The sequence below is a fragment of the uncultured Cyclobacterium sp. genome, assembly GCF_963976465.1.
GTDB lineage: Bacteria > Bacteroidota > Bacteroidia > Cytophagales > Cyclobacteriaceae > Cyclobacterium.
Genome location: NZ_CAXBOC010000097.1, coordinates 1 through 13,151, shown reverse-complemented (window position 1 = coordinate 13,151; position 13,151 = coordinate 1). Strand labels below are relative to the sequence as shown.

13 protein-coding genes are annotated in these 13,151 nt (G+C 40.0%); 4 read left to right on the top strand and 9 right to left on the bottom strand.

All coding sequences use genetic code 11. The features are described 5' to 3' along the window. A partial coding sequence (locus AAC037_RS07640) for a hypothetical protein (RefSeq protein ID WP_339902422.1) occupies window positions 1-816 on the bottom strand: 816 nt, incomplete at its 3' end. A 314-nt stretch (window positions 817-1,130) separates the two neighbouring features. Here AAC037_RS07640 and AAC037_RS07635 point away from each other — a divergent pair. Next, on the top strand, window positions 1,131-2,333 hold the full coding sequence (locus AAC037_RS07635; protein ID WP_339902421.1) for a Na/Pi symporter: 1,203 nt from the start codon (window positions 1,131-1,133) through the stop codon (window positions 2,331-2,333). Here the strand turns inward: AAC037_RS07635 and deoC are convergent. Continuing rightward, the gene (gene deoC / locus AAC037_RS07630; protein WP_339902420.1) at window positions 2,299-2,964 is read right to left on the bottom strand and encodes a deoxyribose-phosphate aldolase; all 666 of its coding nucleotides are present in this window, start codon (window positions 2,962-2,964) and stop codon (window positions 2,299-2,301) included. The genes AAC037_RS07635 and deoC overlap by 35 nt on opposite strands. Window positions 2,965-2,996: 32 nt before the next feature. On the opposite strand from deoC, the gene AAC037_RS07625 reads away from it, so the two are divergent. Next, entirely contained in the window at window positions 2,997-3,584 is a 588-nt protein-coding gene (locus tag AAC037_RS07625) for an isoprenylcysteine carboxylmethyltransferase family protein (RefSeq protein ID WP_339902419.1), read from the top strand. Beyond that, window positions 3,581-3,781 carry a hypothetical protein gene (locus AAC037_RS07620; protein WP_339902418.1) on the top strand — a complete coding sequence of 67 codons (201 nt, stop codon included), beginning with the start codon at window positions 3,581-3,583 and terminating at the stop codon, window positions 3,779-3,781. The genes AAC037_RS07625 and AAC037_RS07620 overlap by 4 nt, the downstream gene beginning before the upstream one ends. 8 nt (window positions 3,782-3,789) lie before the next feature. On the opposite strand, the gene AAC037_RS07615 is transcribed toward AAC037_RS07620, so the two are convergent. Together AAC037_RS07615 and AAC037_RS07610 are read right to left on the bottom strand one after the other, a co-directional pair. Then, window positions 3,790-5,082 carry a DUF5690 family protein gene (locus AAC037_RS07615; RefSeq protein WP_339902417.1) on the bottom strand — a complete coding sequence of 431 codons (1,293 nt, stop codon included), beginning with the start codon at window positions 5,080-5,082 and terminating at the stop codon, window positions 3,790-3,792. A gap of 50 nt (window positions 5,083-5,132) precedes the next feature. Next, a complete protein-coding gene (locus AAC037_RS07610) occupies window positions 5,133-5,858 on the bottom strand; it encodes an HAD-IA family hydrolase (RefSeq protein ID WP_339902416.1) in 726 nt (241 codons plus the stop codon). A gap of 163 nt (window positions 5,859-6,021) precedes the next feature. Here AAC037_RS07610 and AAC037_RS07605 point away from each other — a divergent pair, with 163 nt between their 5' ends. Continuing rightward, window positions 6,022-6,588: a phosphonate degradation HD-domain oxygenase gene (locus tag AAC037_RS07605; protein ID WP_339902415.1), complete on the top strand. Its 567-nt coding sequence runs from the start codon at window positions 6,022-6,024 to the stop codon at window positions 6,586-6,588. 21 nt (window positions 6,589-6,609) lie between these two features. On the opposite strand, the gene hemH is transcribed toward AAC037_RS07605, so the two are convergent. The 5 genes from hemH to AAC037_RS07580 form a co-directional block, all read right to left on the bottom strand. After that, complete coding sequence (gene hemH / locus AAC037_RS07600) at window positions 6,610-7,644, bottom strand: ferrochelatase (protein WP_339902414.1); 1,035 nt, start codon at window positions 7,642-7,644, stop codon at window positions 6,610-6,612. A gap of 325 nt (window positions 7,645-7,969) precedes the next feature. Next, window positions 7,970-8,590, bottom strand: coding sequence for an HPP family protein (locus AAC037_RS07595; RefSeq protein ID WP_339902413.1), 621 nt, complete (start codon window positions 8,588-8,590; stop codon window positions 7,970-7,972). A gap of 206 nt (window positions 8,591-8,796) precedes the next feature. Next, complete coding sequence (locus AAC037_RS07590; protein WP_339902412.1) at window positions 8,797-10,770, bottom strand: cytochrome c biogenesis protein CcdA; 1,974 nt, start codon at window positions 10,768-10,770, stop codon at window positions 8,797-8,799. Between the two features lie 91 nt (window positions 10,771-10,861). After that, a complete protein-coding gene (locus AAC037_RS07585; RefSeq protein WP_339902411.1) occupies window positions 10,862-12,256 on the bottom strand; it encodes a dipeptidase in 1,395 nt (464 codons plus the stop codon). Between the two features lie 169 nt (window positions 12,257-12,425). Further along, on the bottom strand, window positions 12,426-13,151 hold a 726-nt coding region (locus AAC037_RS07580), incomplete at its 5' end, for a LysR substrate-binding domain-containing protein (RefSeq protein WP_339902410.1).

Below are 13,151 nucleotides of genomic sequence, written 5' to 3'. Positions count from 1 at the left end.
TTTTTCATTGACAATGCCTTGAATCTTGTCTCCTTTCATATAAAAAAGCACACCCAGCCCTAAAAACACAAAACCTGTGTAGGCAGAAAATTCCCAGGCATTTAACTCTCTTGGGAGGAATACGGCAATATTCGCTGCATCTTGCATGATCCATACGGCCCAGAGACTTCCGGAGGTAACCCATTGTAAGGGATACCAAAATTTGCCCGGTTTTCCTTTTAGGTAGTTGTTTACAAACTTTTCCAATACATACCAAACCATAATGGCCAAGAAAAAGGCTACGAAATAACCAATAAAGCTTTTTTGCATCACACCTATAATGGTGCCTGCCTTATAGGTAAATACGTTAAGCAAAAGGAATGTGGTGGAAACCGGCATTCTTAAACGCGTCATCACCAATAAAACAATGGGAGCTGCGATTTGAAGAAACACAAAACTTTCAGGGGCTTTGTCGAGACCATCTACCCTTAAACGTTGATAACTTACATCTCCATTATAGTAAAACCAGCTAAAAGTGACTGTACCAACAAATATTAAACCCATAAACAACCATAAGAAATACCATTTCTGTTTCTGATTGGAGGCTATAAATGTTCCGATGGTTTGGATACTGTCATTGGCAATTGCAGAATAAGCCGCCAAAGCAAATCCAAACCACATGGCAGCATACGTATAAGGAGTGATGATTCCCGCAATGGATACCAAAATGCAGATGATCAAAAGGAATGATTTTTCCTTTTTTGTGAAATCAAAAAGGGAATAGGCCGCCTTTGATAGTGCGTCCTGGTTAATGTTTTGATCTTTAAGTTTGGCCATAATCAGTTGTCGGCTTTGAAATACGGGTGCAAATTAAACAAGAAATATTAAGGATTATGTTACCGAATTGTTAAGTCCCGAATTAATTTATGGTAAAGTTGAACCCTGTATAGGAAATTGAAGAAAAGTATTTTTTCAAAAATATAAATATTTTATTTCCTATTGAGCTAGAAGACGTATTTTTAATAGATTATTTTACGCTAAGTTATTGTTTTCCAATATTAACAGAAGTTTTACTTAAAAAGCGTGTAATTCTCTTTACTCTATCCGTATTTTGCAATTATATTCTTTGCAAAATCTACAGCCACTACTGAATGACACAAGCGTTTGAAGCCAATTCTTTCATGAAAAACCTGATTACAGTAGCCACTATAATTGTGGGCTTACTGATTTTCATGTTTTCCATTGATTTTTTGACCTTTTCATTGACTGAATTAAACAATGAGGCTGCCAATGCCTTATTCACCGCCACAAGTAATCCTTTTGTAGGGCTTTTTATTGGCTTGCTTACTACTGCCTTGATCCAGTCCAGTTCCACCATATCCGCCATGGTTGTAGTATTGGTGGCTTCCGGAAATCTTAGCCTTGCTCAGGCAGTTCCGGTAATCATGGGGGCCAATATCGGTACTACCTTAACCAGTACCTTGGTTGCCTTTGGCTACGTGCTGAAAAGAAAAACCTTTAGAAAAGCCCTGTCTGCAGGCGTATTACATGATATCTTTAATATTATCACGGTTATTATTTTGCTTCCATTAGAGGTGTATTTTGGAGTTCTTAGTCATATGGCTGCTTGGCTTACCCATTGGTTTGTGTGGGAAGAAAAGGCCAGTATGGAAGGTATAGGGCTTAATGGCTTTTTCCTTAGACCCCTAAGTTATGAATTTTATTCTTTTTTAGTCTGGCCATTGTTGGCATTGGTTGCAGGTATTCTACTGATGATTGGATCCATTAAAATCCTTTCTTCCCTTGCCTACAAATCATTGATCACTCCCAATTTCAAAAAAATCAAAAAACATATTTTTAATTACCCTTTTAGGTCTTTTGCCTATGGAGCCTTTTTTACAGCGGCTGTTCAATCAAGTACAGTGACTACTTCTCTAATTGTTACTGCTGTTGCTACAGGAAAAGTTGCCTTAAGAAAGGTTTTTCCATTTATTATGGGTGCAAATCTAGGAACCACGATTACAGCAGTAATTGCTGCCTTGTATAAAACGGAAGCCGCCATAAGCGTAGCCATCGTGCATGTGCTATTTAACTTGGTTGGTAACCTGATTTTTCTTCCTTTTCCTAGGTTAAGGGAAATTCCTGTTAGGCTGGCCAAAAAGTTTGGTAAACAAACTTCCCTTAATAAAACCATAGGTTTTGCTTATATTTTACTTACCTTTTTTATCATTCCCTTTTTCCTTATTTATTTTAATCAAGTAGAAGATAAGCCTACAGCAGATAAAGCAACAAGTGAAAAAAGAGAGCAGGTAAGGATGGTTACGGATTTTTATCCTGCCAAGCCTCCATTATAAGGTGGCCACTGCTGGTGCCAATTCTATCTGCGCCGGCAGCTATCATCGCCTCTGCTTGATCTAGCGTTTTGATGCCTCCGCTTGCTTTGATTCCTACTTGACTAGGTAGGATTTCTCTCATGCGTTGGATGGTTGCTATCTGAGCTCCTTTGTCGGCAAATCCAGTGGATGTTTTGACAAAATCCACGCCTGCATCTGTACAAATATGGCAAGCTTCCAATAATTCTTCTTCTTGAAGTAAGGCTGTTTCGATGATTACTTTGAGCAATTTCTCTTCCTCATGACAAATATTGGCCAGTTTGGCCAGTTCAATCTTTGGCCAGTTCATACGGGACTTAAATCCGGTAATTGACCATACCACATCCAATTCATCTGCCCCATCTTTGATGGCTTGCCTGGTTTCAAAGACTTTGGTTTGTGTCATAGAATAACCCAACGGAAAACCCACTACGGTTACCAATTGTATATCAAAAGTTGATAGCTCCCTTTTGGCTTTTTTTACCCAAAAAGGAGGAATGCATACGCCTCTGAAAGCATATTTTTTCGCTTGGTCTAATACAGTTTGGATTGCTTGCTCATCCACTCCTGGATGCAAAGCAGTATGTTCAATATATCGGTTTAAATTTTTCATTAGTCAGTCAAAATATGGATATTCGAAACTTTATGGAATATATAACTTTAGCTGTAGGATGGATTGTGTTTTATGCTAGCCACACCCTTCTGGCAAGTCTCAATATAAAAAGAAAATTCAGGCTTTGGATGGGTGCCCAATATAAATGGTACCGACTAATCTATAGCCTGCTCGCTGCCATCTTTTTTTTAGGGCTGTTTGTTTATGCAGGAAGTATAGAACCGAATTGGGTTTTTATGCCTTCAGATGGCAGCACCTATTTCGGCTATATGTTGGCTACCCTAGGTACCATAATTGCCGTCAAAAGTATGAAAGAAATTTCCGCAGGCAGATTCATTGGCTGGCTTCCCCATGATGACTTAAGAGAAAAGGATGAGCTGATTGTGAATGGCTGGTACAGTTATGTTCGACATCCACTGTATTTAGCCTTGATTTTAATTTTCTTAGGTTATTTCCTTTATGTTCCTAATTTGGCTTCATTGATTCATTTATTGGCTTTATTACTTTATTTACCTCCGGGAATTTATTTTGAGGAGAAAAAATTAATAGCAATTTATGGTGAAGTCTATGTTGATTACCAAAGAAATGTTCCACCAATTCTTCCCCGATTTAAAAAATGAATGAGCTGATATTTTATAGTGTATTGTTGATTGTGGTATTGGGTCATTTGGTCATGGCCAGTTTTTTTTATCGACAGATAAGCAAAACCGATAAGCTGTCTTTCCATGAGAAAAATGAATGGCGGCTAAAGGCCCTTATTTTCCCGATTGGCTATTGGTATTTGTTTAAAAGACGAATTAATAGCATCAAAAAATAGAGATTTATTTATTTTTTGATCGGAATAGTTTGAACCGCCGGCTTATCTATAGGCAAATCTAGCGGATCGAAGGATGCATTTTGCTTCAATTTTTTATAAAAGTAAAAGCCATTGACAACCATGACCAAGGCACAAAATGTCATTACAAACATCAGTCCTTCTGAATAAAAGGTAAACCAACTCATTGCCTCCCAGTCTCCAAACTGTTTGAATATGAGGATGCCACAAGATCCCAGATAGCCAAAGCTGTCCACCAAATACATCAGGAAGCCAACATTTCCAACATATTTGAAAGCTGCCAATAAGCGGTCGAATAAGAGACAATTGAATGGTATATAGGCCATATAAATACCGGTGCCAGTAGCTACGGTCCAATAAAAGGGGTTCATCATTCCGTTTTGAAGCAGAAAGGTTGATATTACAGCGAGCATCAAACCTGAAATTATGATCAGGTGGTAAAGAAATAGGGCCTTGAAGTTGTTCTTCACCAATACGAGCAAGCCCATCATTAACAAAAGCAGCAGGGTGATAGGGATTTCTGTTTGGGTAAGGAGTTCCGGAGCCAGTCCCACTTTTAGCTCCTTCCATATTTCCACCACGAAATTATCTCTAATGTCTCTAAAGGCTGTCAGGGCCATGTATACCAAAACAAGTAGCACAATGCCGAAACTGAATTTCTGAAAGAATGCCTTCCGTTCAGATTTATTCATGGACTTTCGCTGGGTCTTTAAGGTCACATCTCCCTCATTTGGTGGAGGGGTGTGGTCCAAGAAAAATACTGCCATGATTAGGAATGGGATAAATAAAGCGCCCGTGATAAATGGCATCCAGTAAGGGTCTATGGCCCAATCAACCAATAAATACCTGCCGATGGATTTTACAAAACCGGATGAAAAAACAAAACTGATGGCCAATATGCTGCCCATCATTTCCGTAAATCTTCTGCCTTCCAGGTAATGAAAAACCAATCCCCAAATCAGGCCTAGTGGAAAACCGTTTAATAGAAAGCAAAGGATGTTAAAGGGCGCAGGAAGAAGTGCGAAACCCAGCAGAGATAACCAGGCAAAGCCTACCAATGATAGGATCAATAGCCCTCTTTTTTTGCCGCTCAACTCAGAGATCAGTTTGATTCCATAAAACTTGCTGGCCATGTACCCAAAGGTTTGCATTAGGATTAGCCATACTTTCATATCTATTCCCCACCATTCTTCACCGGAAAAGGTGGCTGCAGCAAAAGGTTTTCGAAAAGCATACATACTGCTATAGGTCAGAAATGCCATGAGTGCCACAAAGGTGCTCATTAGTATGGGGTTTGCTACAGATAACCTTTTAGAAAGTGAGGGGAAATGAATCATTTATTTTCTTCAGGAATTTTTGTGAATACACGGGTTACAAGTGGTATGATTTCATAGAGCGCATTGACAATATGGGTAGGTTGGGCACGCATTAATCTATCATAATTGTACCTTGGGCTGGTGATACCAATACTCATCATACATCCGGATTGTTGACCTTCCAATATGTCCACTATGGTATCGCCTATTTTTATTATTTCTGAGGGACTGCCGATTCCTAAGGCTGCCATCATTTGTAAAATCATGTCCGGATAAGGACGGCCTTGGGCCACTTCATCACTGCATACTGTTATGTCTATAAGCGGATGGTTTTCCCAGCCTACGCCCTTTAAAAGGAGATTTGCTGTATCCCTATCTAAATTGGTATTGAGGCCTATTTTTATTCCCAGCTGCTGCAAGGCTTCAAAAACCTCCATTGCATCTTCAATTTGGGAAATATCCGGATTGGCCTTATAATGCTGTTTTATTTCACGCTTGAAAACTTCATAAATTTTACCAGCCTTTGATTCAGTATATTCTTTATAATAGGTTGGATGAGCAGAGAGTATTTGCCGGATTGCTTCAGGAATGGCATAACCTGTTTTTTCGTCTACCAAGTCCAGGTTAAGTTGATCAAAACCATTGGATGAAAATGCCTTCAATAATAGCTGGGGAACCACTGCATTGTTATTAATTGTGGTTCCGGCCATATCAAAAACAGCCAACTTGATAGGGGTATTCATGATTCAAGCATTTTATGGTATCCTATATAACTTCAATGTCTTAAAATAATCAAAAATATCGGTAACCTAATAAAAGCGGGTATTACAAATGGTTAATTTTTTTTTCATTCAAAATTGTCGAAATAAAAGAATGTTTTTAATTTCAGCATAAAACAATACGACCATGACAGATCCTTCCACCGAAAGCAAAATCAATGAAGTTTTTTCCCTGTATGAATCCTATGGAAATGCAGATTATATTGGGGAGCCTGTTTCTCAAATAGAACACATGAGCCAAGCCGCTCAAATGGCAGAGGAGGAGGGCTATGGGAATGAGGTGATCTTAGCAGCATTCTTTCACGATTTGGGACATTTGTTTTCCCAAAGAGAGGAGTTGGAACAGATGGATGGGTATGGCGTAATGGATCATGAAAAACTTGGTGCAGATTACCTGCGAAAGTTAGGTTTTCCTGAAAAAGTGGCCAGATTGGTGGAAAGTCATGTGGAGGCCAAAAGGTACCTTACTTTTAAAAACCCCGTTTACTTTCAGAAATTGTCTGAGGCAAGTAAGCAAACCTTAAACTTTCAAGGGGGAGTAATGACGACTGAGGAGGCCAGAGAATTTGAGGCAGATCCTGAGCACAAGCTAATTTTGAAAATGAGGGAATGGGATGAAAGGGCCAAGGAAACTGGGATTCCGATTCCAAAGCTTGATGCCTATAAAAAAATGGCCCTGGAATTATTGTCTTAATCATTCCAAGGCCAAAGGGCATTATTTTTCTGTGGTGACAAGTTCCTTAACACATTGAACCCAGGTGTCTTCTGAGTTTAAACTTGGAACCAGGTCCCATTTTTCACCACCTAGCTCGATAAAGAGATCTTTGTATTCTTCTCCTACCTCCACAGTGGTTTCCAGACAGTCGGCCACAAAGGCAGGAGAAAAGACCATCACCTTCTTTACTCCATCTGCCGCCATTTCTTTGATAAGGTCATCCGTATAAGGTTTGATCCAAGGGTCTTTACCAAGCCTGGATTGAAAAGAGGTAAGCACCTTCTCTTTTGGTAGTTGAAGTTTTTCTGAAATCAAACGGGTGGTGTGGAAGCTTTGAGCACGGTAACAATACCTGTTTTTCTTATGGTAGCTTGCACAGCATTTTCCATTCAGCTGGCAATAGCCGTCTACCGAACCTTTTAAAATTTGTCTTTCGGGCAGGCCATGATATGAAAACAAGTAACGGTCATAATCGCCCTCAGCCATTTGCTTTTTGCCCAACTCAGCCCAGGCTTCAAGAAACAAAGGATGTTCCACAAAATTACTTATAAAGCGGATGCTTGGAATTATTTGCCACTCTCTGGCAAGCTCCATTACCTTGTCTATGACAGAACCATTACTGGCAGAGGCATATTGAGGGAAAAGAGGCAAAACCACAATTTCTTTTACATTGGCTTTATTTAAGGCTTTCAAGCCATCGGCAATGCTTGGGCTTTGGTACCTCATGGCAATTTCAACCTGGTATTTTTCCTGATCAAGCAATGGAACCAACTTGTCCCTTAAGTCCTCAGTATGGAATAATAAGGGGGAGCCTCTTTCTGTCCATAGTTTGCGGTATTCTTTGGCAGATTTTGGAGACCTGAAAGGTGCAATAATAAAATTGACCAGCATCCACCTTGATAGAAAAGGGATATCCAAAACCCTTCCATCCATCAAAAACTCTCTGAGGTACTTCCTTACATCTCCCGTTTCTGGGCTATCAGGGGTTCCCAAATTGACCAACAAAATGCCTGTTTTGGATTTGCTCTTATTCATGATTTATTTAATTGTCCGTTTTGCTAACCAAAAATACGGGCTATTGTTAGAAAATACCAATAGAATTCAACTTTGCCCATGTAAAGGAAGACAAAGATAAGGAATAGGCAGGCCAATTAACCCGAAATAGGCCATAGACCTTAAATCTTCAAACAAGCTTTTTCCTGGGATTGCAACCCTTCCTGAGAAGGCTTAGGACAGGTAGCACGTGTCCTATTGTACTATCCGTCTTCAATAGATTTCAAGGACTGCATAATTTTGAGTTGGCCTAAAGTTTATCCCTTGCTTGTTAAGATTCTAAGTAATGTTTTGCAATCGTATGGACTTAACCGGGACGCTTTATCTTCCATTTGAAGAGTTTCTCAGAGTAACTGAGCTTTCTAATATTCACTTCCCGATAGGGGTATATTCTATTTTTAGAAATATTATTAAACAATAAAGCGACAAGAAGCAAAACCACCAGGCCGCTGAAAATAGGGTTGAGCACATATAGAAATCCCATTTCCTTTATTTCCTCAGAACCAATATTGGCAATCAGGGCAATGGCTCCTCCGGGAGGGTGCAAAGTTTTGGTATACTGCATGACCAAGATTGCCAAGGCAACAGACAATGCAGGAGAAAGCCAAATAAATTCCTCTAAATAAAACAACTTATAGGTCAAAACCCCAACCAATGCAGAAAGGGTACCCCCAAATAAGGTGTTTCTGGGCTGTGCCAAAGGACTGTTGGAGGCACTGAATAGCAATACAGAAGAAGCACCAAATGCACCGATTAAAAACAATTGATCTTCTCTTTCAAAATGATAAAACAATTGTTGGAGCATACCTATAGCAGCAATGCCTATAAAGGCGCCACAAAATGACCAAAGGTTATCTATGGGTTGGTGGCTGGTTTCCTTATAGGCGATCAATTTGACCTTTTGAATACCTTGCTTAATCTTCCTCACTGTTAACTAGAATGACTTTTGGCCCGCAAAGTTGGCCAATAGTTAGATGGCTAGCAATGTTTGGTATAAATAAATAGAAAATAGTTTACCTCAATTGTCCTTCAATTTTATATGGCTCCTAGGGATTCTATCTATTGCCCTCCAATAAAAAAGCCATCCGGGAATTGGATGGCTTCAGTATCGTTCATAAAAAGATATAGAACTCGTTAATTTAAAGCTTTTCTATTCTTAAATTCCTTACTTGCTTTATCCAGAAAGTCTATGAATTTTTGGATATCCGTTTCATAAGCGATGGGATTGATCAACAACTCTTCCTCATGATCCAAAATGACGTAATAAGGCTGGGCATTGTTATTAAAGCGTGTAATTTGAAAATCTGCATTTTGCTTTCCAATGGTTTTTTTGACCTTATTGTCATAGGTAGAGGTGTACCATTGTTCTTCAGGCAAGGTATATCTTTCGTCAATGTACAGGGCTACCATTACAAAATCCTCTTTTAGACGTTTGAGCACCCTGGAATCTGACCATACCCTTGCCTCCATTTCCCGGCAATTGACACAACCGTGTCCGGTAAAATCGATAAACAAGGGTTTGTTTTGCCTTTTGGCTGCTCTCAAGGCTTGGTCATAGTCAAAATAACCTTGGATGCCGTGAGGGAAGTGAAGGAAATCGGCGTACTTAGGAATTTCGTCTAGTTCGTTTTCTGAGCTTTGGCGACTGATTTGACTCAGGTCAAAATCATGGGACGAAAGGGGAGGTAAATAGCCACTAAGGCCCTTAAGTGGTGCGCCCCACATACCCGGAATCATGTAGACCACCAAAACAAATGTGGCGATGGCTAACATTAACCTCGGCACACTGACAAAATCTAAAGGGCTGTCATGCGGAAGCCGTAATTTACCAAGAAGGTACAAGCCCAGCAATGTGAAAATTACTATCCAGATGGCCAAATAGATGTCTCTGTCTAAAATGCCCCAATGGTAAACCTGATCGGCAACACTTAGGAATTTGAAGGCCAAGGCAAGTTCTAAAAAGCCCAGAACCACTTTTACTGAATTTAACCAACCTCCGGATTTTGGCAGAGAATTTAACCAGCCGGGGAAAATAGCAAATAAGGTAAAGGGCAATGCAAAAGCCAGGGAAAAGGCAAACATGCCCAAAATGGGTTTGAGCAAGGCACCTCCGGCAGAACTTATTAAGATTGAACCTACAATTGGGCCGGTACAGGAGAAAGAAACCAGCACGAGCGTAAATGCCATAAAGAAAATACCCAGCATGCCTCCTTTGTCTGCTTGAGCATCCATCTTATTTACAAATCCGGCGGGAAGAGTGATCTCAAACAAACCTAAAAAGGCCAATGCAAAGAAAATAAATACCCCGAAAAAGAATACGTTTGGAAGCCAATGGGTTGACAGCCAATTGGCAAATTCAGGACCCTGAATGGCTGCAAGTAAGGTACCGGCAATGGTATAAATAGCAATAATCGAAAAGCCATAAATAAAGGCATTTCTATATCCTTCCAGTTTGTTTTTACCTCTTCCTGTAAAGAAGGTAACTGTCATCGGTATCATTGGAAAAACACAAGGGGTCAATAGTGCGGCCAGACCTGCAAGAAAGGCAATGAGCATAAACCCAACCAAGGATTCTTTAGGTTGTTCTAAAGAGATTTCCTCAGGGGTAACTTCACTAGGTCCTTCACTTGATGTTGGATCACCTAAAGTAATATTGATATCCTCTTGGTAATTGATGCACTGATTGGTAATGTCAGAACACATTTGGTATTCCAGTGTGCCTTTAATTACTGCATTTTCTTCGGTTATGATAAGCTTTTGGTGGAACAGTCCTTCTTTTTCAAAATAGGTGATGTATCCTTCCCAAATCTCATCGTATTTTTGTTTGGAGCCAATGGCTTCCAAGCCTCCTACCAGATCTATTCCCTTGGACTCCTCCAGCTTTACCTCAGTTAGCAAAGGCCCAAGGTTGGGGTCAAACTCATTGGAATAAATATACCAATTGGTAGGGATGGCGGCCTTAAAAATAAGGGCAAGCTCATCTCCTACCTGTGGATTTTTTTGGTCCAGTTGGATTTCCCATTTTGGAGGGGAAATTACCTGAGCACTTAATGCAAGGCTCAAGAAAAAGAAGCTTAAGGTTATAAAAATTAACTTATTGAAATTCATTACCGTTTTTTTACCCTATTTGGTGATACATCCAATAGTAATTAAAAACGTTAATGATTAGTTCCTTATCACCTTTTACTTTTGTTCCTATCTATTCAGCTTTACTTGAAAGGCGGTGATAATGTTTAAAAAACAAAGCAATGGTTTCTATGCCTTTAAAATAATTGTCAACTCCATAATGCTCATTTGGAGAGTGGATGCCATCTGTATCCAGTCCAAAACCAAGCAATATTGGGTCCAGGCCTAGAACCTGTTGAAACAGTGAAGTGATAGGTATAGATCCTCCTTCCCTTGTTGGGATGGCTTTTTTCCCGAAAGCCTCATCTATGGCCGCTTCGGCCGCTTTATAACCTATAGAATCTGTAGGAATTACTGCCGCTTGTCCACCATGATGTGGCACAACCTTAACCTTTACTGCAGGAGGAGCAATGCTTTTAAAGTGTTCTTCAAAAAGCTTGGCTATGGCCTTATGGTCCTGGTTGGGAACCAGACGCATGGAGATCTTTGCATTGGCTTTTGACGGTAGCACCGTCTTGGCTCCTTCACCTATGTATCCACCCCAAATCCCATTCACATCTAAGGTTGGTCTGATGCCCACCCTTTCTATGGTAGTGTAGCCTTTTTCTCCATAGGTTTCTTTAATGTCTAATTTTTTCCTATAATCCGCTTCATCAAAAGGAGCTTTGTTCAATTGTTGGCGATATGCTTCATCGTACTCTTCAACATTGTCATAAAAGCCGGGTATGGTAATGCGATTGTCTTCATCATGAAGAGAGCTGATCATCTTACAAAGGATATTAATAGGATTGGCCACCGCTCCACCGAATGTTCCACTGTGCAAGTCCTTATTCGGCCCAGTAACTTCTACTTCCATATATGCCAAGCCTTTCAAGCCAACGGTTACTGAAGGATGTTCCAGGGAAATCATAGAGGTGTCGGAAATTAACACCACATCTGCTTTCAGCTTTTCTTGATTGTTGCGCACGAAAACATCCAGGTTTTCTGAGCCAACTTCTTCCTCCCCCTCAATCATAAACTTAACGTTACAATTGAGCTGACCACTGGTAAGCATGGCTTCAAAAGCTTTCACATGCATGTAAAACTGTCCCTTGTCATCTGCTGATCCTCTGGCAAAAATAGCTCCATTGGGGTGACTCTCAGTTTTCTTGATCACAGGTTCAAAAGGAGGAGAATCCCACAATTCTAAAGGATCTGCAGGCTGCACATCATAATGTCCGTATACCAATACTGTAGGTGCAGCAGGATCAATAATCTTTTCCCCATAAACGATGGGGTAACCGTCTGTGTTGCAGATTTCAGCTTGGTCTACGCCGGCCGCTTCCAGGCTGCTTTTGACATATTCCGCAGCAGTGAAAACCTCTTTTTTATAAGCAGGATCAGCACTAACTGAGGGGATGCGTAGTAAATCCAACAGCTCATCTAAAAATCTTTTGGAATTGGATTCAATGTATTTTTTTAGTTCCATGGTGCTATATTTTGTTTTATACCCAATAAGGGTAACTAGTGTGCAGAATATTTTTCGTTTTGCGATACGTGTAATTTAGTTTCTTAAAGTGGTAAAGAAAACACTTAGAATGACCGCTGAATTGATTGAATTAAACGACAAAATTAATACAATTTGAATGGATTTTGCGCTATAATTTAAAATTTACAAGTCGCCCATCCTTGTTTGATTGCATGTGTGGAGGGATGGCAGCCTTGATTTCTTCAAAAAGCAAGTTCACCAACCTTTGCTTTAAAAAGTTACGCGTTCTTATCAGACTGATCTCTCTCACGGGAGGATCACCTGCAAATGGTCTGAGTCTGGTTTTTTCTTCATCGGACAGGTTTTCGGTAGCAAGTTCAGGAAGTAATGTAATTCCTGTATACCGGTCCACCATGTTTTTAAGGCCCTCAATCGAGCCACTTTCATAATGGAAATTTTTTCGTTGAAAGACATTTTTGTCGCAAAGATTAAGAACCTGGTCCCGAAAACAGTGGCCTTGCTGTAACACCCACAAATCCTCTGCCGGAAGATCCCCTACAGGAATTTCTTTTTGGTTTAAAAGGGGATGTTCTTTGGACAGGTACACAAAAAATTTCTCGTAGAAAATAGGTTTTTCAACAATTCCACCTTCTTGTAGTGGACTTACCACTAAACCCAAATCAAGTTCATCATTTTTTAACCTGCTAAGGATTTCCTCTGTGACCATCTCCTGAACTTCTACTAGTACATTTGGGTATTTTTCAATAAAATTCCCTATAAAAAGTGGCAATAGGTTGGGGGCAAGGGTAGGAATAATACCAACTTTTATGGTTCCCCCGATTTCCCCTTTCATTTCTGCCACCAGTTCCAAGATACCTTTGCTTTCCAGGACCAC